The organism is Sporosarcina luteola (assembly GCF_023715245.1).
GTDB lineage: Bacteria > Bacillota > Bacilli > Bacillales_A > Planococcaceae > Sporosarcina > Sporosarcina luteola_C.
This window is the reverse complement of record NZ_JAMBNV010000002.1, coordinates 332,284-357,155: the sequence shown is the minus strand read 5'-3', so window position 1 is coordinate 357,155 and position 24,872 is coordinate 332,284. Positions and strand designations below refer to the sequence as shown.

Annotated in this window: 22 protein-coding genes and 1 other annotated feature; of the genes, 21 read left to right on the top strand and 1 reads right to left on the bottom strand. The window is 48.2% G+C overall.

Annotation, left to right across the window (positions count from 1 at the left end):
• Positions 1–142: 142 nt before the first annotated feature.
• Positions 143–847 (bottom strand): 23S rRNA pseudouridine(2604) synthase RluF, encoded by a 705-nt coding sequence (gene rluF / locus M3152_RS13315; protein ID WP_251695664.1) that lies wholly within the window; start codon positions 845–847, stop codon positions 143–145.
• A gap of 209 nt (positions 848–1,056) precedes the next feature.
• Positions 1,057–1,279: a binding site (T-box leader), on the top strand.
• A 306-nt stretch (positions 1,280–1,585) separates the two neighbouring features.
• On the opposite strand from rluF, the gene M3152_RS13310 reads away from it, so the two are divergent.
• From M3152_RS13310 to M3152_RS13210, 21 genes are all read left to right on the top strand, one after another.
• Complete coding sequence (locus tag M3152_RS13310; protein ID WP_251695662.1) at positions 1,586–2,944, top strand: anthranilate synthase component I family protein; 1,359 nt, start codon at positions 1,586–1,588, stop codon at positions 2,942–2,944.
• Between the two features lie 30 nt (positions 2,945–2,974).
• Positions 2,975–4,006, top strand: coding sequence for an anthranilate phosphoribosyltransferase (gene trpD / locus M3152_RS13305; protein WP_262175577.1), 1,032 nt, complete (start codon positions 2,975–2,977; stop codon positions 4,004–4,006).
• Positions 4,003–4,794, top strand: a complete 792-nt coding sequence (gene trpC / locus M3152_RS13300) for an indole-3-glycerol phosphate synthase TrpC (RefSeq protein ID WP_251695660.1) — start codon at positions 4,003–4,005, stop codon at positions 4,792–4,794. Before trpD ends, trpC begins: the two co-directional genes overlap by 4 nt.
• On the top strand, positions 4,791–5,402 hold the full coding sequence (locus M3152_RS13295; protein ID WP_251695659.1) for a phosphoribosylanthranilate isomerase: 612 nt from the start codon (positions 4,791–4,793) through the stop codon (positions 5,400–5,402). Before trpC ends, M3152_RS13295 begins: the two co-directional genes overlap by 4 nt.
• 1 nt (position 5,403) lies before the next feature.
• Complete coding sequence (trpB, locus tag M3152_RS13290; RefSeq protein WP_251695657.1) at positions 5,404–6,597, top strand: tryptophan synthase subunit beta; 1,194 nt, start codon at positions 5,404–5,406, stop codon at positions 6,595–6,597.
• Positions 6,594–7,382, top strand: a complete 789-nt coding sequence (gene trpA, locus M3152_RS13285; RefSeq protein ID WP_251695655.1) for a tryptophan synthase subunit alpha — start codon at positions 6,594–6,596, stop codon at positions 7,380–7,382. The genes trpB and trpA overlap by 4 nt, the downstream gene beginning before the upstream one ends.
• Before the next feature lie 54 nt (positions 7,383–7,436).
• On the top strand, positions 7,437–8,402 hold the full coding sequence (locus tag M3152_RS13280) for a DUF4003 family protein (RefSeq protein WP_251695653.1): 966 nt from the start codon (positions 7,437–7,439) through the stop codon (positions 8,400–8,402).
• Between the two features lie 309 nt (positions 8,403–8,711).
• Positions 8,712–9,737, top strand: coding sequence for an ABC transporter ATP-binding protein (locus M3152_RS13275; RefSeq protein WP_285847184.1), 1,026 nt, complete (start codon positions 8,712–8,714; stop codon positions 9,735–9,737).
• Positions 9,718–10,644 (top strand): ABC transporter ATP-binding protein, encoded by a 927-nt coding sequence (locus M3152_RS13270; protein ID WP_251695651.1) that lies wholly within the window; start codon positions 9,718–9,720, stop codon positions 10,642–10,644. Before M3152_RS13275 ends, M3152_RS13270 begins: the two co-directional genes overlap by 20 nt.
• A 14-nt stretch (positions 10,645–10,658) precedes the next feature.
• Entirely contained in the window at positions 10,659–11,627 is a 969-nt protein-coding gene (gene opp4B / locus M3152_RS13265) for an oligopeptide ABC transporter permease (protein WP_251695650.1), read from the top strand.
• Positions 11,628–11,658: 31 nt separating this feature from the next.
• On the top strand, positions 11,659–12,570 hold the full coding sequence (locus tag M3152_RS13260) for an ABC transporter permease (RefSeq protein ID WP_251695649.1): 912 nt from the start codon (positions 11,659–11,661) through the stop codon (positions 12,568–12,570).
• Positions 12,571–12,592: 22 nt separating this feature from the next.
• Positions 12,593–14,425, top strand: a complete 1,833-nt coding sequence (gene opp4A / locus M3152_RS13255) for an oligopeptide ABC transporter substrate-binding protein (RefSeq protein WP_251695648.1) — start codon at positions 12,593–12,595, stop codon at positions 14,423–14,425.
• A 167-nt stretch (positions 14,426–14,592) separates the two neighbouring features.
• Positions 14,593–15,417, top strand: a complete 825-nt coding sequence (locus M3152_RS13250) for a M55 family metallopeptidase (protein WP_251695647.1) — start codon at positions 14,593–14,595, stop codon at positions 15,415–15,417.
• A 13-nt stretch (positions 15,418–15,430) separates the two neighbouring features.
• Positions 15,431–16,366 (top strand): ABC transporter permease, encoded by a 936-nt coding sequence (locus M3152_RS13245; protein WP_251695646.1) that lies wholly within the window; start codon positions 15,431–15,433, stop codon positions 16,364–16,366.
• A complete protein-coding gene (locus tag M3152_RS13240; RefSeq protein ID WP_251695915.1) occupies positions 16,366–17,304 on the top strand; it encodes an ABC transporter permease in 939 nt (312 codons plus the stop codon). Before M3152_RS13245 ends, M3152_RS13240 begins: the two co-directional genes overlap by 1 nt.
• Positions 17,305–17,414: 110 nt before the next feature.
• Complete coding sequence (locus M3152_RS13235; protein ID WP_251695913.1) at positions 17,415–18,398, top strand: ABC transporter ATP-binding protein; 984 nt, start codon at positions 17,415–17,417, stop codon at positions 18,396–18,398.
• 218 nt (positions 18,399–18,616) lie between these two features.
• Positions 18,617–20,284 (top strand): peptide ABC transporter substrate-binding protein, encoded by a 1,668-nt coding sequence (locus M3152_RS13230; protein ID WP_251695645.1) that lies wholly within the window; start codon positions 18,617–18,619, stop codon positions 20,282–20,284.
• 294 nt (positions 20,285–20,578) lie between these two features.
• Positions 20,579–21,502, top strand: a complete 924-nt coding sequence (locus tag M3152_RS13225) for a S66 peptidase family protein (RefSeq protein ID WP_251695644.1) — start codon at positions 20,579–20,581, stop codon at positions 21,500–21,502.
• On the top strand, positions 21,503–22,609 hold the full coding sequence (locus M3152_RS13220) for a mandelate racemase/muconate lactonizing enzyme family protein (protein ID WP_251695643.1): 1,107 nt from the start codon (positions 21,503–21,505) through the stop codon (positions 22,607–22,609).
• Positions 22,606–23,550: a C40 family peptidase gene (locus M3152_RS13215; protein WP_251695642.1), complete on the top strand. Its 945-nt coding sequence runs from the start codon at positions 22,606–22,608 to the stop codon at positions 23,548–23,550. The genes M3152_RS13220 and M3152_RS13215 overlap by 4 nt, the downstream gene beginning before the upstream one ends.
• On the top strand, positions 23,551–24,564 hold the full coding sequence (locus M3152_RS13210; protein WP_251695641.1) for an ABC transporter ATP-binding protein: 1,014 nt from the start codon (positions 23,551–23,553) through the stop codon (positions 24,562–24,564).
• Positions 24,565–24,872: the final 308 nt, after the last annotated feature.

Sequence of the window (24,872 nt, the reverse complement as noted above, 5' to 3'; positions counted from 1 at the left end):
AAGAAACAGTATGCGGTCTTTTTTAATATTTATAACAGGATTGAAACACTCTGTAATAATAATGGATGCATGTAATAAAAGGCGATACATATTGTACTAGCACAATATGTATCGCCTTTTATTGGTATTATCATGGTTATCTTCACCTTTTCGGCTCATAATCAAGCATTTGAAACATTTCCTTTTGTTCCTTATCTGTCAAGTCGCGCCATTGTCCTATCGGTAAGTTACCGAGATGGATGTTCATGATCCGTGTGCGCTGGAGGCGTCGGACATTGTAGCCGAGTGCGGAGCACATGCGGCGGATTTGGCGATTCAGGCCTTGTGTCAACGTGATGTTGAATTTGCGGGGGCCCAGTTGTTTCACTTTGCATGGTTTCGTTACTGTATCGAGGATTTCGACGCCGGATTCCATTTTGTGAATGAATTCCTTTGTGAGCGGGCGGTCGACGGTGACGATATATTCTTTTTCGTGGCCGTGTTCTTCGCGTAGGATTTCATTCACGATGTCGCCGTCATTCGTTAGAAGAAGCAAGCCATCCGAGTCTTTGTCGAGCCGCCCGATATGGAAGATGCGGAGCGGGTGGTTGACGAAATCGACGACATTCCCTTCGATGTGGCGTTCGGTTGTGCTTGTAATGCCGACGGGTTTATTGAGAACGATATAGACGAGCTGCTCTTCGGTTTTCACGGGTTTGCCGTCGACATAGACTTCATCCCCTTGCTCAACTCTGCTTCCGAGTTCAGCGGGCTTGCCGTTAATTGTGACGCGCCCGTCTTCGATCCATTTATCAGCACCTCGTCGGGAGACGATGCCGGCTTCGCTTAAATATTTATTAATTCTCATTGGGTTCACCTTTTTTCGAGTTTCTTTCCCACTATTGTACAGCTTGGGCTGCGAGTTTACAAAGTCGGCGGATTACATATATTATCGAAAGGTTGACAATTGGTTGAATGAATAGTAAGGTTAAAACAACTTTTTTGTTCGGAGCGGGTAGAGGTGCCGGGAGCGGTGCCGCCCAGGAACAGATGAGCCGAGTTTAGATGAGAATAGCTGAGAAATTGTTGAATAAGAGGAGTAGCGCCTGAATCGCGATGATAGAGAGTCAGTGGGTGGTGGAAACTGATTCGCGGCTGGTGTGAATGGACTTATGAGAGCCGCCTTTTTGGGCGGACGCTTTTCCCACGTTACGGGAAGTGCCTTTTTAGGCGCGCCGAGTGGAAGCTGTATTGTGATGGCTTCAATTAGAGGTGGCAACGCGGGTAATCCGTCCTCTGCAACTGGACTTTTCTGTCCTTTTGCAGAGGGCTTTTTTGTTTTTCATGGATAATCGCGGAAGTCTTAAAGTGCATCTACCCTCAATCTATCGCGCTAAATGCTTTTGACAAATCAAGAGGTTTTATTGAAGGAGGATGGATAGGCAAAAGATCCCAAAACGACAATAAACCTTGGGAAATGATCGATATATCTCGGGAAATGAACGATAACTCCATTCAAATGATCGATAACTTTCGGGAAATGAACGATATTCAGCGGGAAATGATTGATAATTAACCACCAACATAATAGAAGAGGTGAGCTGAGATGGAAAAGATGAGTATGCGGGTGACGGAGAAGAAAATTGAAGGTGATTCGCTGACGCCTATTCTCATATTCAGGCGTTTACAGGGGCATCACCGGTATTTATTTGAAAGCTCATCGCAACATGAGCGGTCGGGGCGGTATTCTTTTATCGGCGTGGATCCCGTGAAGGCGTATCGAGGCGGGAATGGCCGGTTGGAAGAGTTCGTGTACGCAACTGGAAAGACGTATTTGCATGAAGGGGACCTGTATTCGTTAATGAAACGACTCATGCCGCGGATTGCGGAGCATGGAAAATACCCGTTCATGGGCGGTGCTGTCGGATATGTCGGATACGGAGCGGCGGAGGCTACTGCGGTTTATTCCGATGAACAGCCTGACGTTTATTTCAATATTTACGATACGGTCATCATTTATGATCACCTACAAAACGAAGTGACGTTGCTGCATACGGAAATACACCCGGAATACGCCAAACCTGACCTGGATGCATTGGCGGAGACCATTACGTCGGGTCCAACAATAGAAGAGAAGGGAGTATCCGTTTCCGATTACCGATGCGCAATTTCACAACAAGAATTTGAAGACCGGGTCAGGCAGGCGCAGCAATACATTGAAAAAGGCAAGGTTGAGCAGGTCGTCCTCTCGCGAAAGCTTGAAGCAGATATTGAAGGTAATCCGTTTGCGCTGTATCGGAAGCTGCGCAAAAAGAACCCGTCGCCTTATATGTATTATATGGAGTTCGGCGATCATACCATCGTCGGCGCATCTCCCGAAAGTCTCGTCAGGGTGACAGGTGGGACGGTCATAACGAATCCGATTGCGGGAACGCGAAGACGGGGTCGCAACGAGGAAGAAGATCGAGTGTTGGAAGACGAGTTGAGAAAAGATCCGAAAGAGCTTTCGGAGCATGACATGTTAGTTGAAGAAAGCAAGAAAGAGATGGATATGGTCTGTGAATCATCGTCCATCCGCGTATCAACATACATGGAAACCGTCCGCTACGAGCATGTCATGCATCTCGTTTCAGAAGTGGAAGGGACACTTGCACCGGGCTTGCATGCGCTTGACGCATTGAAGGCGACATTGCCTGCAGGAACAGTGACCGGTTCACCGAAAAAGATTGCGATGGATATCATTTCACAGCTGGAAGATGAGCCGCGCGGGTTGTATGGCGGCGCAATCGGCTATATAGGATTGAACGGCAATATCGATTTTGCATTAACGATTCGGACGATGACTGTGCAGGACGGGGTGGCGACCGTGCAAGCAGGGGCTGGGATTGTGAAGAATTCCGTGCCGGCCCTGGAATATAAGGAGACAGTGAACAAGGCCCGTTCATTACTCGAGGCTTTGAAATAAAACAAAAGACTAGAAGAGGAGAGATGAGCAGTGAAAACTTATACGAGAATAGTAGAGGCAGGCCGGAACTTACAATATGAAGAGATGGAGGATGCGGCCAATCGGATGTTTTCAGAGGAAGCAAGCATAGAGGGTATGGCGGCGTTTCTTATCGCTTTATCCAAGAAAGGAGAAACAGCTACGGAAGTGGGGGCACTGGCTTCGGTCATGACGTCTCATGCCGTTGAATTCAAAGCCCCGGCAGCCCGTTATTTGGACAATTGCGGAACGGGTGGCGACGGGTTGAACACATTCAATATTAGTACGACATCGGCTTTCGTCCTTGCTGGCGCCGGCGTGAATGTGGCGAAGCATGGCAATCGGAAGATCACAAGCGCGGCGGGCAGTCAGGATGTGCTCGATTCGCTTGGCATCCATTCTAATTTTACACCTAACGATATGAGCAGGATGCTCTATAAGGAAGGAATTGCCTTTCTGTTCGCGCCGATCGTCCATCCGAAAATGAAACGGATCGGCATGGTCCGCGCGAAGATTGGGAAACCGACGATTTTCAACCTTGTTGGTCCGCTGACGAATCCAGTTCCAATAAGCACTCAATTTACAGGCATCAACCGCCCCGATTTTATTATGGAATATGCGTCTGTCCTACGGATGCTTGGCAGGGACCGGGCGCTAGTCGTATCGGGGGCGGGCGGACTTGATGAAGCGTCGCTTGCTGGGCAGAACTCATTTGTCCTTATGGATAAAGGAGACTTGATTCCTTTCTCACTCAACGCAGAAGATGTAGGGCTATCCTATGCACCTCTATCAGCAATCCGTGGTGGAACCCCGGAGGAGAATGCTGCAATGATACGTTCCGTATTGCAAGGCGATCGTGGTCCTCGCTTTGACACGGTTGTGTTCAATGCAGGTTTAGGGTTATTCACGAACGGCATTGCGGATTCCATACAGGAGGGTATTGAACGGTCGACTGACAGCATTCTTTCAGGCAATGCGCTCCGGAAATTGGAGGCTGTCGTCGCATTCAGCGAACAAATCAGGCAGGAGGCGATGGTGCGATGACAATTTTAGAAAGGATTTTACAGACGAAACGGCTTGAAGTGAAACAGCTGCTAATGGAGGGACGTGTCGTTTCATGTGAAACAATGTCGAAACGGCCCTCTCTTTTTGAAACGCTAAAGCAATCAAATCGTCTGGAAGTTATTTCGGAAATGAAACGCGCATCCCCCTCGAAGGGAATGATAGCGGGAAATACGGATCCGGTCGCACAGGCAAAGGCTTATGAGCAAGCAGGAGCGGCGTGCATCTCGGTATTGACGGATTCCACCTTTTTCAAAGGTTCATACGAAGACTTAGCAGCGGTTGCTGAAGCGGTAAAAATACCGTTGCTCTGCAAGGATTTTATTATTCATGAAGTGCAGATCGATCGTGCGAAACAGGCGGGTGCATCCGTCATCTTACTCATCGTGGCAGCGCTTGATGATGCGACATTACAAAGGCTTCATAACTATGCAACGGACCTAGGACTTGAAGTGCTAGTGGAAGTCCATGATGCAAGAGAACTGGACCGTGCCCTCTCAGTGAACGCAAAACTGATTGGCGTCAACAACAGGGATTTGAAAACGTTCGAAGTGGATCTTGCAAGGACAGAAGAGGTAGCACAGCATTTTCCGTTCAATGAAAACCGCATATTCATCAGCGAAAGCGGAATCATGGACGCGGCAGATGCAATACGGGCAGCGACAGCCGGAGCGAGCGCTGTCCTAGTTGGAGAATCGCTTATGCGGAGCGCTTCCGTTGAAGACTCGCTCCGTTCGTTGCAAGTTTCGAAGGCAGGTGTTCCGCTATGACGAAAGTGAAGATTTGCGGGTTGATGGAGCCTGAGCATGTAATAGCCGCGGTGGAAGCAGGTGTGGATGCGGTCGGATTCGTATTTGCACCGAGCAGACGCCGTGTCGCGATTGCGCAAGCGCAGGAACTGGCACGATTTGTTCCGGATCACGTCATGAAGATTGGGGTTTTCGTCAATGCAGAGCAAGAGGAACTGGAGCGGGCTTTTCGGGAAGTGCCGCTCGATTATGTGCAATATCATGGTGATGAGACGGCAGAATTCATTAAAAAAGTTGGACTTCCTTCTATTAAAGTATTATCAGTGCGTGGCAGTCAAGATGTAGCGAAAGTGTCTAACTATGAGACGGAGTATGTCTTGTTCGATACACCGGGCGTTGAATTCAAAGGCGGAAGTGGAAAGGTGTTTGACTGGAGTCTGGTGGAGCAGGATGTGCCAACAGGCCGCCTGATTTTGGCGGGCGGGTTGAATGCGCAAAATGTGAAGGAAGCGATTCGACAAGTTCGTCCATACATGGTGGATGTGTCGAGCGGGGTGGAGATTGAGCGAAAGAAAGATCCAACGTTGATCCGCGAATTCATTCGCGCAGTGAAAGAGGAGGAGAGCTGAGATGGCGGTAGAGACGAGAAAAGGCAGGTATGGGAAGTTCGGTGGGCAATATGTGCCGGAGACGTTGATGTCTGCATTAATTGAATTGGAGAATGCGTATGGGGAGGCGAAGGCCGATCCGTCTTTTGCTGAGGAATTGGATTACTATTTGAGGGATTTTGTCGGCAGGGAGAATCCGCTTTATTTTGCGGAGAGGTTGACGGAGAAGGTCGGTGGCGCAAAGATATTCTTGAAGCGTGAGGATTTGAATCATACAGGTGCCCATAAGATCAATAATTCGCTCGGGCAGGCGCTGCTTGCTATGCGGATGGGGAAACGGAAAATCGTGGCGGAGACGGGTGCCGGGCAGCATGGTGTGGCGACGGCGACGGCTTGCGCGCTGTTCGGTCTGGAGTGCGTCGTCTTTATGGGGAAAGAGGATATCCGCCGACAGGAGCTGAATGTGTTCCGGATGGAGCTGCTTGGAGCGAAGGTCGTGTCGGTCGACAAGGGATCTGGCACATTGAAGGATGCCGTCAATGAAGCGCTTCGCTATTGGGTCGCGAATGTGGAAGATACGCATTATATATTAGGATCTGCGCTCGGCCCGCATCCATTCCCGGAAATTGTGCGTGATTTCCAGCGAGTGATTGGCGTGGAGACGCGTCGGCAGATTGTGGAGAAGGAAGGGCGCTTGCCTGACGCGGTTGTTGCGTGCATCGGTGGCGGGAGCAATGCGATCGGCATGTTCCATCCGTTTGTCGACGATGAGGGAGTTGCGCTATATGGTGTCGAAGCAGCGGGGAGTGGAGTGGAGACAGGGCTTCATGCGGCTGCGATTGCGGACGGGAAGGAAGGCGTATTGCATGGGGCGTATATGTATGTATTGCAAGACGAGGACGGTTTCATCCAAGAAGCGCATTCAATTTCGGCAGGGCTTGATTACCCGGCAGTGGGACCGGAGCATTGTCACCTGCATGATATCGGCCGGGTGAAATATGAAGCCGTGACGGATGCGGGAGCGCTGGAAGGTTTGCAATTGCTCTCAAGGACGGAGGGAATCATCCCTGCCCTCGAAAGTGCGCATGCCATCCAGTTTGCAGTGGATTTGGCGAAAGGCATGGGGAAGGACCAAATTGTCGTCGTCTGTTTGTCGGGACGCGGGGATAAGGATATGCAGACGGTTCGTGATGTGCTTGGAGGTGGAGCGGAATGAAGACGTTGGAGAAGAGAATCCGTGAATGTAATGACGAAGGAAAAAAGGCGTTCGTGCCTTATATGATGGCTGGCGATGGAGGGCTCGGATCGCTGAAGGAGAAGCTGCTCTTTTTACAGGAAGCCGGTGTGACAGCAATTGAAATCGGCATCCCGTTTTCGGACCCGGTGGCGGATGGGGAGGCGATCCAACAGGCGGGAGCACGGGCACTTGCGGATGGGGTGACGCTGCGGAACGTGTTGGAGGAGCTTGAACGGTGCAAAGGTGAAGTGAAGGTACCTTTAGTCGTTATGACATATTTGAATCCGGTATTGGCGTACGGCGTGTCGCAATTTGTCGAAGCGTGCAAGCAGGTGAGGATTAATGGCTTGATCATCCCAGATTTGCCGCTTGAGGAGAGCGGGCCGCTTCGCGATGAACTGAGAGAGACGGATATCGCATGGATTCCGCTCGTGTCGTTGACAAGCCCTGATGAACGGATTGCAAGGATAGCGGAAAGCGCGGAAGGGTTTCTATATGCCGTTACCGTTAATGGAATTACGGGTGCGCGGAATGATTTCGGTGAGGATATTTACTCTCATTTGCAGCGTGTCAAGCGGATCTGTACTGTGCCGGTATTGGCTGGGTTCGGCATTTCGACACCGACACAAGTAAGGGAAATGGGCAACCATACGGACGGCGTTATAGTCGGGAGCGCGATTGTCGGAGCTTTTCATCGGGATGAATTGGAAAAAATCCGCAAATTAGTGGGGACTAGTGCAGGGAAAGTTGAAATTGTCAATTAACACTGAAACCTTTTAGGCACCTATGACGTACATATAGCAAAGGAGTTGTACGGCATGGATATGATTAGGCAGGAAGTGGAAACGACATATGACAAAGTTAAATCTTTGGCGGGCTGGAGCGTCGACAAGAATGTTGTGTTGACGATCACTTCGTATTATGTGACGGCGGAGAAAGAGTTTAATGCTATGGATTTCAACCGCGCCATGGCCGCCTTAAAGGAAAGGGCAGGCTGGTTTTCACCATTGCGCGGACATCTATTGCCGATAATGGCTGCATTTCTAACGCAAGCCGACGACTCGGTGGAAGAGGAAGCCGATCGTCTGATGGATAAGCAGCGGGCTTTGAAGCAGGCCGGGTTCCGGAACACGATTCATTCCTATCTTGCCGCGCTACTTATGGACGATGATAGCGCAAGACTAGAGGAAGAGGCGAACCGTGCAAAAAAACTATACGATGCGATGAAAAAACAGCATTACTTTCTTACATCCGATGATGATTATGCGTATGCAGTTTTGCTCGGAAAAATGGGGGAAGACCCCGTAGAACATGCCAAGGCGATGCGTTCTTATTACGATGCGTTGCATGAAGAGGGCTTCCGGACGGGCAATGAGCTTCAGTGGCTGTCGCAAGTGATGACGTATATGGATATCGCTTTCCAGCCACGGCTTGTTAAAAGGGCTTGGGAACTTTACGAGAGGCTCCGTGAGGAATTAAAAGCGAAGCCAATCCATTATCCAATGGTCGGATTCCTGACAGTTTTTGAGGTTGAGGACGCGAAAATTGATGATATCATCCTCCTTGCAAAGCAATTGGAACAATCGAAACGGTTTAAATGGAACAAGGGAATGGCTTTGTCAGTCGCTATCGGCCATGTGATGCATGGGTTGACGGAAAGAGCCGATGAGGTGAGTGTCAGTCTTGCCGCATCCGTCGAATTGATCTTGCAGGCGCAACAGGCGGTGATGGCCGCAACAGTTGCGGCTGTTGCGGCTTCCTCGGCTGCGAGTTCATCAAATTAATCATATGAAATGAATAAGTAAACAGGAGAAGAGGCTATTGTCATATAACAATGGCTTTTTCTTCCTGTTTTTTTATTGTGCAGGACGAATAAACGAAAAATATTTTAATTTCATAAATCATTAAGAAAACGTTTACCTAGCAACGTTTGTAACATATTTGTCATATTAGAAATAATACAAGATTTAGATATTCTAAAAAAACAGTATTGTCAGGACTTATGATGTGTAGTATATTGAGTTCAATAACTTCGAATAAAGTCTGAATATTAGTTATTCGGTAATGTGTCAGTTTGTAAGGAGGAAATTCTATTGAAAAACCCGGTTTTGGAAATAAAAGATCTTCGTACGTCATTCAATATTAAGGGCGACTATTATGCCGCGGTAGATGGAGTTTCCATTACAGTCCACGAAAACGAAGTCGTTGCAATCGTCGGTGAGTCGGGTTGTGGTAAAAGTGCATTGGCCCTTTCAGTAATGGGGCTGCATGACCGGAAAGCAACGAAGCTTGAAGGGCAAGTGAACTTTTCCGGACAAAATTTACTGACGTTAACACGGTCGCGGTTGGACAAAGTAAGAGGGAAAGACATCGGAATGATCTTCCAAGATCCGATGACCGCTTTGAATCCGCTCGCGATAATTGGACGGCAGATCGAAGAGCCGATGGATTATCACATGAAACTGTCTGCAAGTGAAAAGAAGAAGCGTACATTGGAACTACTTCGGCGGGTAGGTATTAAAAACGAACAACGCGTTTATGAGCAATATCCGCATGAATTATCGGGTGGGATGAGACAACGTGTCGTCATCGCAATTGCACTTGCATGCGACCCGGTTCTTCTACTGGCGGATGAGCCTACGACAGCTTTGGACGTTACGATTCAAGCACAAATCATGGATTTAATGAAAGAACTGCAAAATCAGATGAAAACAGGCATTGTCCTGATTACGCATGACCTCGGAGTTGTTGCTGAAATGGCAGACCGTGTCGTCGTCATGTACGCAGGGGAAGTCGTTGAAATAGCGGATGTCAAAGACCTATTTGAAAACCCACTGCATCCATATACAAGATCATTATTGAATTCGATCCCTTCCAATATGGAAGGAAAAGAGAAATTGCATGTCATTGATGGAATCGTTCCATCCATTCAGAACCTCGACCGCAAAGGGTGCCGTTTCGCACCGCGGATCGCATGGATTCCTGAAGAGGACCATGAGGAGATACCGGAAATGCATGAAGCGGCACCGAACCATTTTGTCCGATGCTCATGCTATAAAACGTTCTACTTCCCGGAGGACAGAGTAGGAGAGAAAGAATATGTCGCTACTAACAGTTAATGATTTGAAAGTACATTACCCGATTCGGGGCGGTTTTTTCCGTAAAGTAGTAGATCATGTCAGAGCCGTCGATGGCATCAGCTTCGAATTGCAGCCGGGCGAAACTTACGGACTAGTTGGAGAGTCGGGATGCGGCAAGACGACTTCCGGACGTGCGCTTATCGGCTTGAATAAAGCGACTAGTGGGGAAATGTTGTTTGAAGGAAAGGACCTTGCTAAACTAAGCAGGGCCGAAAGACGCAATTACACGAAAGATATTCAGATGATTTTCCAGGATCCGTATTCTTCATTGAACGGCCGGAAAAATGTATTGAATATCATTGCGGAGCCTCTCCGTAACTTTGAGAGACTATCTCCGAAGGAAGAGTTGCTGAGAGTACAAGAGTTGGTGGCACGTGTTGGTTTAAGCCCTGAATCGATCTATAAATACCCTCACCAATTCTCAGGCGGTCAAAGGCAAAGAATCGGGATCGCGCGTGCACTCGCATTAAATCCGAAATTGATCATTGCGGATGAGCCGGTTTCCGCGTTGGACGTATCCGTTCAGGCACAAGTATTGAACTTCATGCAGGAAATCCAAGAGGAGTTCAACTTGACGTATCTATTTATCTCGCATGACTTAGGGATCATCCAGCATATGTGCGACCGGATTGGCATTATGTATCGAGGTCGTTTCGTAGAGGAAGGAACGGCATCCGATATCTACAACAACCCACAGCACGTCTATACAAAACGGTTGATTGCAGCGATTCCAGAAATGAATCCAGAAAAACGTTTCGAGAAGATGCATTTACGTCAGGCAATCAATCAGGAATACCAAACTGAATATAATAACTACTTCGACAAAGATGGGCGGATGTTCGACTTGAAGAGAGTCTCGGATACGCATTCCGTCGCCATGCTATAAGGAGGATGAAGTAAATGTTGAAATTCATTTTACGAAGAGCATTGTTCATGATTCCGCAGCTCATCCTCCTCAGTCTCATCATCTTCATGCTTTCAAAAGCGATGCCGGGTGATGCGGTAACGGGAGCGTTCATGTCAAATCCTAACGTTTCACCGGAGCAGGTAGAGAAGATCCGTGAAAAATTAGGGCTGAACGATCCATGGTACGAACAATATGGGCGGTGGATTGGAAACGCGGTACAAGGTGATTTCGGACAGTCATATGTCCATAAACAGCCTGTAACATCATTATTGGCAGGCAGGGTCGAAAACACAGTACTCCTATCATTATTTACGGGTATTGTCATCTATCTGTTAGCCATACCGCTAGGAATTGTAGCGGGAAGATGGACAGATACATGGGCGGATAAAATGATCGTAACCTATAACTATTTTGCTTTTGCGACACCCCTATTCATTTTCGCCTTATTGATGCTTTTCCTTTTCTCTTTCATATTAGGATGGTTCCCGATTGGAGGAAGCGGAAATATACGGATAGATCCAGGAAGCTGGGAATATATCGTCGACAGAGCCAAGCATTTATTCTTGCCGGTTATGTCAGGTGCTTTAATCGGTACATTCGGAACGATCCAATATTTACGGAATGACATTATTGACCAGAAGATCAAGGATTATGTAAAGACTGCCCGTTCTAAAGGCGTCCCTGAGGGCAAGGTGTACACTCGCCATATCTTGCGGAATTCCCTATTGCCGATTGCGGCTTTTCTCGGGTATGAAATCACAGGTCTAATCTCCGGTTCAATATTCATTGAATCCATTTACAGTTATCCCGGTCTCGGACAACTTTTCCTTCAATCCATTGCGCAACGAGATTTCACTGTCGTTACGGCACTCGTCATGGTTTCTGGTACTGCCGTAATCATAGGGACTTTGCTATCGGATATTATCCTCAGCATTGTCGATCCTCGTATACGTATTGAATAGAAGATGAAGAGAAGGAAGAGGAGGGAAAGTAATGACAAATCCAGTCATAGATGAAAAAAAATTGATTGCTCAAGAAAAACTAAATAATCCATCGCTTTTGCGTACGATTTGGCGTGAAATAATGCACGATAAAATGGCATTAGGCTCATTAATTTTGTTTACAATCATCGTATTATCGGCTTACATTTCGCCATTATTCGTTGACCAAACAGCATTGACGCGAGTGAACTTCTTTAACGTCTGGAAGCCGCCTTCCTTAGATAATTGGGTAGGGACAGATGACGGAGGACGGGACGTGTTTGGCCAGTTGATGATCGGGACACGGAACTCGCTTACAATCGGAGTTGCAGTCACACTCATTGCCGGGTTGATTGGCTTGACATACGGCTTGATCTCCGGATTTTACGGAGGTGGCGTGGATAATGTCATGATGCGTATCCTGGAATTCTTGATGGTATTGCCAACATTGATGTTCATCATCGTATTTGTAACAATTGTTCCAAACTATAATGTTTTCACATTCATTCTGATTATGAGTGCTTTCTTCTGGTTCGGAAAAGCAAGGCTTATCCGCTCCAGGGCTTTACAGGAACGGGAGCTTGATTATATCAATGCTTCCAAGACATTAGGAACTCCAAGTTGGAAGATCATGTTTTTCGAAATGTTCCCTAACTTGAGTTCACTCGTCATAGTTAATATGACACTTTCGCTTGCTGGGAATATCGGGATAGAGACAGGGCTGACTTTCTTAGGATTCGGCCTGCCCGCTGGAACTCCTTCACTTGGAACGTTGATTTCGTTCGCAAGGAATCCCGATATTATAAAGAACAAGTGGTGGGTTTGGTTACCTGCAGCATTACTGATCTTAGTAATGATGCTGTGTATAAATTACATCGGGCAAGCGGTGAAACGCGCGTCTGATGCAAGGCAAAGATTGGCCTAAAAAATAAGGGGAGGTAATACAAATGGCAAAGAAGCAGTTTATGCTACTTGCGAGTCTGTTGCTTGTTCTCAGCGTATTTTTAGCTGCATGTACTGGCAAAGAAAAAGAAGGCGCTGGTGATAAAGAACCGGCAAAAGATCCAGAAAAGAAAACAGAGGAAACAAAAACGGAAGACCCAGTGGAAGAAGATCCAAACGCTGGCCTTGATTTCCCGTTCGAAGTAACGAACAAGGCTGAGCCAATGGCAGACGGCGAATTGACATGGGCTATGGTAACAGACACTCCGTTTGAAGGTACGCTTAGCCGTGTGTTCTACTCAGGGACATTTGACGCTCAAGTTATCGAGAAATTCGATGAGGCTCTACTATCTTCAGATGGTGACTACTTGATCACTAATGACGGTGCAGCTACTTACGAAATTTCAGAAGACAATAAAACAATCACGTTAACAATCAAAGACGGGGTAAAATGGCATGACGGCGAGCCGGTAAAAGCAAGTGACCTTCTTTACTCTTACCAATTGCTTGGTCACCCTGATTACACAGGAGACCGTTACGATTTCATGATTGAAAACGTTGTTGGTATGCCGGATTACAATGCAGGAAAAACAACAGAAATCTCTGGTATCGAAGTTTCAGAGGATGAGAAGCAAATTTCATTCACATTCACAGAAGCAACACCATCCCTATTGTCTGGTTTTTGGTCATATGCAACACCTAGGCACCACGTAGGGGATGTCATGACTGGCGAAATTACAATCGAAGAACTTGAAGCTTCCGATAAAATCCGTGTGAACCCAATCGGCTTCGGTCCTTACAAAGTTGAAAAAATCATCCCAGGTGAATCTGTCCTATACGTCCGCAATGATGACTACTGGAGAGGTAAACCTAATCTTAAATCAATGGTCTTGAAAGTTGTAAGCTCCGCTTCTATCCTTGAAGCACTTAAGAAAGGCGATGCTGATATTGCTTCAATCCCAGTTGATCAATATCTAAATGCAAAAGAAATCGACAATATCGAGCTTCTTGCGGATATTGACTATGCATACACATATATCGGGTTCAAACTTGGTAAATGGGATCCTGAAAAGAAAACAAACGTAACAGATCCAAATGCTAAAATGGCTAACAAACTTGTTCGTCAAGCTATGTGGTATGCAATGGACAACGAAACAGTCGGTAAAGAACTTTACCACGGTCTTCGTTTCCCTGCAACATCATTGATCATTCCTGTATTCGCAAGCTTCCATGATGCGGACCTTGAAACACCATCTTATGATCCTGAAAAAGCGAAAGCGCTTCTTGACGAAGCTGGTTACGTTGATACAAATAACGATGGATTCCGCGAAAATGACAAAGGTGAGGAATTCGTTCTTAACTTCGCTTCTATGTCCGGCGGAGAAACTGCTGAGCCGATTGCACAGTGGTATATGCAAAACTGGGCTGACGTAGGCATTAAAGTACAACTTCTTGACGGACGTCTACACGAGTTCAACTCGTTCTACGATATGGTTAAAGCTGACGATCCGAAAATCGACATCTACCAAGGAGCATGGGGAACTGGTTCTGACCCAGATCCATCTGGCCTATACGGTAGAGATGCTGCATTCAACTACAGCCGTTTCACAAACGAGAAGAACGATGAGCTTCTTGCAGCAGGTACTTCTGAGAAGGCATTTGACTCCGATTACCGTAAAGACATCTACAAACAATGGCAAGCGCTTATGGCTGAAGAAGTTCCGGTTGCCCCAACTGTATACCGTTACTACCTAATGGGCGTTAACAAGCGCGTTGTTAACTACTCAATCGACCCAGGCACTGATCTATACTTGTATGATTTGGGTGTAAGTGAATAAGTAATTATCGGTTCTGATTGATAATCAACCGCCATCCGGGAAACTGGGTGGCGGTTTTAATTTTTGAAATCATATTGTAATATTCTTAAAAATTTGATAGGATTAAACTTACCAATTAACAGACTAGGCTATTAATTCAGAGAGATGGAGAGATGGGGGAAATAGAAATGAAGATTTACGTATCAGTTGATATGGAAGGGATCACAGGGCTGCCTGATTACACATTTGTCGATTCTGCCAGACATAATTATGAACGTGCGCGGCGTATTATGACAGAGGAAGCAAACGCTATCATACGAGCGGCGATCGGACAAGGAGCTGAACAAGTCCTTGTGAATGATAGCCATTCCCAAATGAACAATCTGCTTTTGGAGGAGTTACATCCTGACGCAGATTTGATAACCGGTGGTATGAAAGCGTTTTCTATGGTGCAGGCACTGGATGAGTCATTTGACGGTGCTATCTTTGCCGGATATCACGCAAGGGCAGGTCAGCCAGGTGTCATGAGCCATTCAATGACCTTTGGCGTCAGGAATATGCATATCAATGACGTGGCCATCGGCGAGCTTGGCTTAAACGCATATGTAGCGGGTCATTACGGAGTTCCTGTCATCATGGTCGCCGGGGATGATCGTGCATGTATGGAAGCGCAAGCCTTGATTCCTGGGATTGTGACCGCCGCTGTCAAGCAGTCGATTTCCCGTTCCGCTGTCAAGACGTTGCATCCGACAAAGGCGCATGCATTACTCGAGGAAAAGACTGCAGAAGCGATTACTAAACGTTTAGCAATCAAACCGCTCGTACCTCCGGCAAACCCGGTTTTACGAATTGAATTCACGAACTATGGTCAAGCGGAATGGGCCGCGCTCATGCCGGGGTGTGAAATCGAGCCGGATACAACCATCGTGAAATTTGAAGCGAAAGATATTCTCGAAGCGTACCGGGCAATGCTCGTGATGGTCGAGTTGGCAATGCAAACAAAGTTCTGCTAAGGGGGAGTGGCGCGTGGCAATTTACATAGTTAAGAGATTCTTCATGATGATTGCGACAATCCTCATCATCGCGACACTGACATTTTTCTTAATGCATTCGATACCAGGCTCGCCGTTCGACGAAGAGCGGACATCGAATCCGACAATCCAGGCGAATCTGGAGAAATTCTATAAGCTAGATCAACCGACACATGTGCAATACGTGCACTACTTAAAGTCAATTGCGACGTTCGATTTTGGACCTTCCATTAAAAAACCGAACGAGTCTGTGAATAAATTACTTGCCAGAGGCTTTCCGATTTCATTCGAGCTTGGGATGGTGACGATTCTCGTCGCTGTCATATCGGGGATTACATTAGGGACATTCGCTGCTTTGCGACATAATGGCATCATCGATTATGCGGCGATGGCATTCGCTGTTATCGGGATATCCGTCCCTAACTTCGTATTGGCGACGGTGTTGATCCAGCAAGTGGCGGTCAACTGGAATCTACTCCCGCCTGCTACGTGGAGCAGCCCTCTCCATATGATTTTGCCGACATTGGCGCTTGCCACAGGTCCGACGGCAATCATTGCACGTCTGACAAGGTCGAGCATGTTGGAAGTCTTGACGCAGGATTATATGAAAATGGCGAGGGCGAAAGGATTATCGCCGATGCGCATCGTCCTTCGGCACGCATTGCGCAATGCACTTATGCCGATCGTCACAATCATGGGGACGATGCTTGCGGGAATTTTGACGGGAACATTCGTCATCGAAAAGATTTTCGCGATACCGGGCATGGGAAAATACTTCGTCGAGAGCATCAATAACCGGGACTACCCAGTCATCATGGGTTCGACCGTATTCTATAGCGCGTTCCTCGTATTCATGTTGTTTTTAGTAGATATCGTCTATGGATTCCTTGATCCGCGCATTAAACTTCACCGAAAGGAAGGTGATGCGTGATGGTAAGTCATCAGCAAAAAGTTCAAGTCCCGGATGAATGGTTCAAACCAATAGGGAAAGATGCGGAGAAAGCGGAATCAGTCGTACGTCCATCACTTTCCTATTGGAAGGATGCCTGGCGCAGATTGCGGAAGAACAAATTGGCGATGGGTGGGCTAGTATTCTTAATTATTCTGACATTGTTCGCAATTTTTGCTCCGATTCTATCACCACATAATATAGAAACAACGCAATATGCAAACCAGAACTTGGCGCCATCTTCGAAACATTGGTTCGGAACGGACGACAAAGGATGGGACGTCTTCACGAGAACTTGGCATGGCGCCCGCGTTTCACTGTTCGTCGGTGTTGCCGCCGCTTTGATCGACTTTTTCATCGGCATCATCTACGGCGGAATTAGCGGTTATAAAGGCGGAAGGACGGACACCGTCATGATGAGGATCATTGAAATCCTTTATGGGCTTCCTCATCTGCTTGTCGTCATTCTGTTAATGGTCATCATGGGTCCAAGCCTGACGACGATCATCGTTGCGCTGACGATCACCGGATGGGTCGGAATGGCCCGTATTGTCAGGGGGCAGGTGCTGCAAATCAAAAACTATGAATTTGTTACTGCCTCGAAATCTTTCGGAGCGAGAACACCTAGAATTATTCGGAAGAACTTGCTTCCCAATACAATGGGACCAATCATTGTCCAAATGACATTGACTGTGCCAAGCGCCATTTTCGCGGAAGCCTTCTTAAGCTTCATCGGGCTAGGCATCCAGGCGCCTGTTGCGAGCTGGGGGGTTATGGCGAATGACGCATTGCCTGTCATCTTATCAGGACATTGGTGGAGATTGTTCTTCCCAGCGTTCTTCATTTCAATGACAATGTTTGCATTTAACGTCCTCGGAGACGGTATGCAAGATGCACTTGATCCGAAACTGAGGGGGTGAAAGGTTTGGACATGAAAAAATTTGCACCGATTGATGAAAATCAAGGCGGAACAGCGATTGCGCCAGACCCGAAACGATCGCGTAAGCGTGCTAAAACATTTACGGATGTCATGCTCTCCGTTCAGGATCTGCATGTATCTTTTAAGACGTTCGGGGGTGAAGTACAAGCTCTGCGCGGCGTTTCGTTCGATCTGTATAAAGGGGAGACTCTTGCCATCGTCGGGGAGTCGGGCTGTGGAAAAAGCGTCACCGCGAATACGATCATGGGACTCATTCCAAAACCTGCGGGACGCATTAAAAATGGAAAAGTCCTATTTAAAGGGAAAGATTTGACGAAGCTCGATAAATCCGAGATGAGAAAGGTGCAAGGGGTCGACATTTCGATGATCTTCCAAGATCCGATGACCGCCTTGAACCCGACACTTAAAATCGGCGAGCAGTTGACGGAAGGGTTGCGGACCCATCAAAAAGTGAGTAAAGCCGAGGCACTTCAAAAAGCGATCAACTTGCTGGAAGTGGTCGGTATCCCAAATCCCGATGAACGAATGAAACAATATCCCCATCAGTTTTCCGGAGGGATGCGTCAGCGGATTGTCATTGCAATCGCTCTGATCTGTGAGCCTGAACTGCTAATAGCAGATGAGCCGACAACTGCACTGGACGTCACAATCCAAGCACAGATTCTAGAACTCTTTGAAGAGATTCAGGAACGTACGGGCGTCTCAATCATTCTCATCACGCACGATTTGGGGGTTGTGGCGAAAATCGCAGATCGGATTGCGGTCATGTACGCAGGGAAAGTGATTGAAATCGGCGATAAGCGCGAAGTGTTCTATACACCGCAACATCCTTACACAAAAGGGCTTCTCGCTTCTGTGCCGAGGCTCGACTTGAAGGAAGAGGAACTTCAGCCGATCGAAGGGACCCCGCCGGATCTATTTTCTCCGCCGATCGGTTGTCCGTTCACGGCGAGATGCCCGTTCGCCATGGAAGTATGTGAACGCATCTATCCCGCAACGACCGGCTTATCTGAGACCCACGCGGTGGATTGTTGGCTGCAGGATGACAGGGCAAGAAAGTATTTAAATGATTAGGAACAAAAGGAAATAGAGATTGACAGCATATTTGAGTTGGAGCGGAAGGCGGCGACTCCTGCGGGAAAGCGAGACAGGGGAGACCCCGCAGGGAGCGAAGCGACTGAGGAGGCTCACCGCTCGCCCGTGGAAAGCGTCCGCCTGTAGCGGAAACTCTTTACTCGGTATCACGCACGAAAGTGCTTTGTAAGTCATATATCAACAAGGGGGCTATCGGTATGAAGAAGTGGTTATCATTTTTGATGGTGGCAATGCTTGCACTTGTTCTTGCGGCATGTACTGCAAACAAGGAAGCGGGCAAGGAGCCTGAAAAACCGGCGGAAAATACGAAGACGGAAGATGGAAAAGAAGAAGGCAAGAAGGAAGATGAGGCTGCCGGCGAGAAGATTCTCCTCATGAATAACGGCGAAGAGCCGACATCGTTCGATCCATCCATCGGGTTCAACGCAGTGTCCTGGAGTGCACTGAACAATATCATGGAAGGTCTGACACGTCTTGATAAGGACCATAAAGCGGTCGAAGCGACAGCTGAAAAAATCGATGTCTCCGATGACGGATTGACGTATACATTCACAATCCGTGATGGCGCAAAATGGTCGAACGGGGATCCGGTCGTAGCTGGCGATTTCGTATTCGCTTGGAAACATATGCTGAATCCGGAAACAGCTTCACCAGCGGCATTCCTAGCATACTTCATCGAAGGAGCGGAAGAGTACAATACTGGGGAAGGTTCTGCTGATGACATCGCAATCGAAGCGAAGGACGAAAAGACGTTCGTCGTCAAATTGACGTCACCGAACGAAGCATTTTTGAATATTATCACAAACCCAAGCTTCTTCCCGATCAACGAAAAGGTGGCTTCAGCCGATCCGACTTGGCATACGGAAGCTGCAACTTTCGTAGGGAACGGACCATTTAAATTGTCCGCATGGAGCCACGATGTAAGCTTCGAATTTCAAAAGAACGAACATTATTGGGATGCTGACGCAGTCAAGTTGGATAAAGTCCACTGGGCAATGGTCAATGACACGACGACAGCTTATCAAATGTATCAATCCAATGAGTTGGACGTGACGGGCGTACCGTCTGAAATTGCGGATCAATTAAAGGACAGCAAAGAACTTCGCATCGATGACCAAGCAGGCTTGTATTTCTACCGCTTCAACACGTCAATGGAGCCATTTACGAATAAAAAGATCCGCCAAGCATTCGCTTATGCGGTTGATCAAGAGGAAATCGTCAATTTTGTAACAAAAAATGGCGAGAAGCCGGCACATGGCTTCGTCACTTACGGCTTCATCGGGCCGGACGGTAAAGAATTCCGTGAAACAGTAGGCGACCTCGTCTCCTTCAATCCGGAAAAAGCGAAACAGCTTTTAGAAGAAGGAATGAAAGAGGAAGGCTATACGGAGCTTCCGAAAGTGACACTCTCTTATTCAACGAGCGAATCGCATCAGAACATCGCGATCGCCCTTCAATCCAAGTTCAAAGAAGTGCTCGGCGTTGACGCAGAGCTGCAAAACGTGGAAAGCGGAGTATTCCTTTCCGAGCAAAAAGAGTTCAAATATCAAATGTCCCGTTCCTCATTCCTGCATGACTATGCAGACCCTGTGAACGCGCTTGAAAGCTTTATCACCGGCTCTTCCATGAACCGTACAACATGGTCGAATGCTGAATATGATAAGCTCATTGCGGACATTAAAAATGAAACGGACGAAAACAAACGTTGGGAGTTGTTGAAACAGGCTGATAAGCTTCTCATGGATGAAATGCCTGTATTCCCACTATATTTCTACAACTCGACATCACTTGAAAAAGAAGGCGTTTCCGGCATTCTGCGCCACCCTGTCGGCTATGTCGACTTGAAATACGCAGATAAGAACTAATGAATGAACAAGTCGCGGTGTCCGTCATGGCGCCGCGACTTTCCCATTTGAGTACGCGGGAAATTCAATTGAATGTAAGCGGTTAGTCGCGCCAAATGCCTTTCGACAATTCATGAACTAGTTGCAGGTGTTATGCGCGTGTCAGCGAGTTTATGCGTGAATAAAATGATTTATGCGTGTTTGCGAGCGTTTATGCGTAATTCCAGTGATTTATGCGCGAGAATTGAAATTTATGCGTATTTGAATGATATTATGCGTGAGTACGATGATTTTGATTGAAAGAGGTGCAGGGAAATGAGAGTACGACCGAAAAGGCTTCAGCCGGGGGATACGATTGGGATTGTCGCGCCATCGAGCCCGCCGAATCAAGAGAATCTTGAGCGTTCGCTCGCTTTTCTGGAACAGCTTGGCCTGAAATGGAAATTCGGACAACATGTGAAAAATGTTAACGGCTATTTGGCGGGGACGGATGATGAACGGCTGCAGGATTTGGAAGACATGTTTGCGGATCCTTCGATCAGCGGCATCATTTGTGCGGGGGGCGGCTACGGTTCGGCACGCTACACCGATCGGTTGGATTTGCAGCTGATCCGGGAAAACCCGAAAGTGTTCTGGGGATTCAGCGACATCACCTTCCTCCATACCGCAATCGGTCTTTATTCGGATCTTGTCACCTTCCATGGCCCGATGCTCGCTTCGTGCGTCGGAAAAGACAGTTTCAGCGAACTGTCGGCAAAAATGTTCCAACAGCTGTTCGAGCCGATGGAGCTTCATTATACGGAAGAGATTTCACCGCTGAACGCAATTGCAGGGGGCAGTGCACAAGGGGAGCTTGTTGGTGGAAATCTATCATTGCTATCGAATACGATCGGGACGAAATTCGAAATCGATACGAAGGGCAAGCTGCTGTTCATTGAGGATGTCGGCGAGGAACCGTATCGGGTCGATGGCATGTTAAACCAACTGCGCATGGCAGGAAAACTTGCAGACGCTACGGGCATCATCATCGGCGATTTCTCTGACGTTGAGCCGAAAAAGCAACAAAGGACCTTGTCGTTGGATGAAGTGTTCCGCCATTATTTGGGCGGCTTGAACAAGCCGGTTGTGGAGGGCTTCAAGATAGGCCACTGTGAGCCGCATTTCGCGATTCCGTTAGGGGTCGACGCGAAACTTGACGCAGATCATAAGACATTGACGATTTTGCCGGGGGTGGAATGAATGCGCATCCGTTCAATCGAAACAATTCCCGTCGCAGTGCCGCTGACAAAGCCGTTTAAAACGGCGCTTAGAACGGTGACGACGGCCTATGCGATCTACGTGAAAGTGACCTGTGAAGACGGACGAACCGGTTGGGGGGAAGCACCCCCGACCCACGTCATCACGGGCGATTCACTTGGAAGCATTACATACACGATTGAAGAGGTCATTGCTCCACTTATGCTAGGGAAGGATTTACGGAATCGCGAGGAGGTCTTCCGCCTGCTGAAACGGTCGATCGTCCGCAATACAAGTGCGAAGGCCGCCGTCGATATGGCCATCCATGATTTGCTTGGCCAGTCGGCGGGAATGCCACTCTTTCAATTGCTCGGCGGATTCAGAAGTGAAATCGAAACCGACTTCACGGTGAGTGTCAATGACGCCGCTGAAATGGCGGACGATGCGGAGCGTTATATTGCGGAAGGCTTCAACGTATTAAAAGTAAAAGTCGGCATTGGGGACATCAGCGAGGACATCGGGCGAATTCGTGCCATCCGGGAACGGGTCGGGGCAGGACCGAAAATCCGTCTCGATGCGAACCAAGGGTGGAAGCCGAAAGAGGCTGTCTTTGCAATCGGTAAAATGGAAGACGCTGGGCTCGACATCGAATTGATTGAGCAGCCGGTGCTTGCAGATGATATTGATGGTCTTGCGTACGTGACGAGTCATACGCTGACGCCGATCATGGCGGATGAGAGCGTGTTTTCCGCGAAGGATGCACTCCGTGTGTTGGAGCGGCGGGCAGCGGATTTGATTAATATCAAACTTATGAAATCAGGCGGTATCCATGAGGCACTTAAGATCAATGCTTTGGCGGAAACATATGGTGTCGAATGCATGGTTGGCAGCATGATCGAGACGAAACTCGGGATTACGGCGGCAGCCCATTTTGCAGCGAGTCAGCCAAACATTACGAGATTCGATTTCGATGCCCCGCTAATGCTTGCGAAGGATATTGTCGAAGGCGGGATCGTCTATGGAGGAAGGGTCATCCGAATGCCTGAAGGACCTGGGCTCGGGCTGGATCAGAAGGGAATGGGACTGATTGGGAAGGGGGCAGGACAATGACGGAGTTGACAGTGAATATGTATGCGTGTGCAGTGCCGGTTGCGACAGTCTGGACTTCGCCGGAATCCGCACGGGAGATGGATACGGACGGGGTATCAAATCCGCTTCATCTGAACAAATGGCTGGAGAAGCTAGCGTACGAAGAGAGGCTCGACCTTTGCAATGGAAACCGGGTACAGACGCAAATTCTATACGGCGAACCGGTTATCGTCGACGAAATCGCGGGTGAATGGGCAAAGGTGATTGCGGTATGGCAGCCATCGAAGAAAGATGAACGAGGCTATCCGGGATGGGTGCCGCTACGTCAACTGAAGAAGGCGACTCCGTTGGCGGAAGCTGGTGGATTTGTGAGAGTGGCAGTTTCGAAATCGCAATTATGGAATTTGGACGGGACGCCGCATATCATTGTTCCGTTCAATACAATCCTGCCGCTGACCGATGAAAGCGACGACCATTTCCATGTGGAAACGCCGGACGGAGAGGCGTTACTCCTGAAAGCGGATATTGTGCGGGCGGCATCTGTCCACACATTCAAAAAGCGTAATGCGGCAGCCGCCGTCGAAGAAGGGCTTGCCTATTTGGATCTTCCGTATTTCTGGGGCGGCATGTCGTCGTACGGCTTTGACTGTTCGGGCTTTACGTACAATATGCTGAAGGCTTGCGGGCATTTCATACCACGGGATGCAGGCGATCAGGCGAAAAGCGGCGTGGAAGTACCGATGGATAAACCGGAGCGATGGGAAAAGGGCGACCTATTATTCTTTGCAAATGATGAAGGGAAAGGCAATGTCCGGCACGTCGGGTTTTATTATGGAAATGGGTTGCTTCTGCATTCTCCATCGACGGGGCAATCGATTGAGCTATTGAAACTTGCAGGTTCGAAGTTGGAACGGGATTTGTGCGCAGTGCGCCGTTACGGCAATGATGAAGGGGGAAGTTGAATGGCTGGAGATGTGATTTTATCCGTACAGGACTTGAAACGCCATTTTGACGTGGGTAAAGGGTTGAAGCTGAAGGCGGTCGACGGCATCAGCTTCGACATTTTCAGAGGGGAGACATTCGGGCTTGTCGGTGAATCGGGCTGCGGCAAATCGACCGCAGGACGGACGATTCTGGGCCTGTACAATAAAACGGACGGCGAAGTTCTTTATGAAGGGCGCAGCGTCCATACGATGACCGATAACGAACGCCAGCGCTTCCTGAAGAAGATGCAGATGATTTTCCAGGATCCGTACGCCTCATTGAATCCACGTTCGACTGTTTACGAAATCATTGCCGAGCCGATGCAGATACATGGAATGTACAAGTCACAGGCGGAAATGCGGGCGCGTGTGAATGAATTGCTTGAAGACGTCGGCTTGAACCGGGATCATGCGAATCGCTATCCCCATGAGTTTTCCGGAGGTCAACGGCAGCGTATCGGGATTGCCCGGTCGCTTGCGCTCGATCCAGAATTCATTATTGCAGATGAGCCGATTTCAGCGCTTGACGTGTCGGTGCAGGCGCAAGTCGTCAAACTGCTTCAGCGGCTGCAACGTGAAAAGGGATTGACTTATTTGTTCATCGCGCATGATTTGTCGATGGTCAAATACATTTCCAACCGGATCGGTGTCATGTACTTGGGGCATATGGTGGAGCTTACGACGAGTGCGCAGCTGTATGATAAGCCGTTGCATCCATATACGGAAGCGCTGCTGTCGGCGATTCCGATTCCGGATCCCGACATTGAGGAATCGAGGGAAAGGATTTTGCTCAAAGGCGAGCTGCCGAGCCCGATCAATCCGCCATCCGGATGCGTTTTTCGGACACGCTGTCCGTATGCGATGCCGGTCTGCGGAGAGCTGAAACCGAAATGGCTTGAAAAGGAAGAAGGGCATTTCGTTGCCTGCCACTTGCATGACGAGGAAGTGATGCAACGGTCGGATGCGGTGAGAGTGCCGGTAGAGTCGTCCTGATAAATCGGGGCGGCTTTTTTTGGTTAAGGAAATTTCTTGAGGGTTATTTGTGAGTCAAAGGTCCCGAAATGAGCATAACCTGCTGAAAATCGCGCATAACTAGCCTCGGTTCGCGCAAAACCCCCTCGAAATCGCAAATAAGTGACCCGAGATCGCACAAAACTTATCCGGGCAGCCGACTAGGTTTGCTCCGCGGGCGTCAGTGTGGGGAAATCGCCGCTAACGTCGCGATTCCCAAGAAAAAACTTCCGGATTCCGTTAAAGTTGCCAATGAAATTCGGTTATCTTATAATAGTATCGTTGTAACT

Excerpts from the sequence above, each read along its gene's own strand:
- rluF (WP_251695664.1), bottom strand. The coding sequence starts at position 847 with ATGAGAATTAATAAATATTTAAGCGAAGCCGGCATCGTCTCCCGACGA.
- M3152_RS13310 (WP_251695662.1), top strand. The coding sequence starts at position 1,586 with ATGGAAAAGATGAGTATGCGGGTGACGGAGAAGAAAATTGAAGGTGAT.
- trpC (WP_251695660.1), top strand. The coding sequence starts at position 4,003 with ATGACAATTTTAGAAAGGATTTTACAGACGAAACGGCTTGAAGTGAAA.
- M3152_RS13295 (WP_251695659.1), top strand. The coding sequence starts at position 4,791 with ATGACGAAAGTGAAGATTTGCGGGTTGATGGAGCCTGAGCATGTAATA.
- trpB (WP_251695657.1), top strand. The coding sequence starts at position 5,404 with ATGGCGGTAGAGACGAGAAAAGGCAGGTATGGGAAGTTCGGTGGGCAA.
- trpA (WP_251695655.1), top strand. The coding sequence starts at position 6,594 with ATGAAGACGTTGGAGAAGAGAATCCGTGAATGTAATGACGAAGGAAAA.
- M3152_RS13280 (WP_251695653.1), top strand. The coding sequence starts at position 7,437 with ATGGATATGATTAGGCAGGAAGTGGAAACGACATATGACAAAGTTAAA.
- M3152_RS13270 (WP_251695651.1), top strand. The coding sequence starts at position 9,718 with ATGTCGCTACTAACAGTTAATGATTTGAAAGTACATTACCCGATTCGG.
- opp4B (WP_251695650.1), top strand. The coding sequence starts at position 10,659 with ATGTTGAAATTCATTTTACGAAGAGCATTGTTCATGATTCCGCAGCTC.
- M3152_RS13260 (WP_251695649.1), top strand. The coding sequence starts at position 11,659 with ATGACAAATCCAGTCATAGATGAAAAAAAATTGATTGCTCAAGAAAAA.
- opp4A (WP_251695648.1), top strand. The coding sequence starts at position 12,593 with ATGGCAAAGAAGCAGTTTATGCTACTTGCGAGTCTGTTGCTTGTTCTC.
- M3152_RS13250 (WP_251695647.1), top strand. The coding sequence starts at position 14,593 with ATGAAGATTTACGTATCAGTTGATATGGAAGGGATCACAGGGCTGCCT.
- M3152_RS13240 (WP_251695915.1), top strand. The coding sequence starts at position 16,366 with ATGGTAAGTCATCAGCAAAAAGTTCAAGTCCCGGATGAATGGTTCAAA.
- M3152_RS13235 (WP_251695913.1), top strand. The coding sequence starts at position 17,415 with ATGCTCTCCGTTCAGGATCTGCATGTATCTTTTAAGACGTTCGGGGGT.
- M3152_RS13230 (WP_251695645.1), top strand. The coding sequence starts at position 18,617 with ATGAAGAAGTGGTTATCATTTTTGATGGTGGCAATGCTTGCACTTGTT.
- M3152_RS13225 (WP_251695644.1), top strand. The coding sequence starts at position 20,579 with ATGAGAGTACGACCGAAAAGGCTTCAGCCGGGGGATACGATTGGGATT.
- M3152_RS13220 (WP_251695643.1), top strand. The coding sequence starts at position 21,503 with ATGCGCATCCGTTCAATCGAAACAATTCCCGTCGCAGTGCCGCTGACA.
- M3152_RS13215 (WP_251695642.1), top strand. The coding sequence starts at position 22,606 with ATGACGGAGTTGACAGTGAATATGTATGCGTGTGCAGTGCCGGTTGCG.
- M3152_RS13210 (WP_251695641.1), top strand. The coding sequence starts at position 23,551 with ATGGCTGGAGATGTGATTTTATCCGTACAGGACTTGAAACGCCATTTT.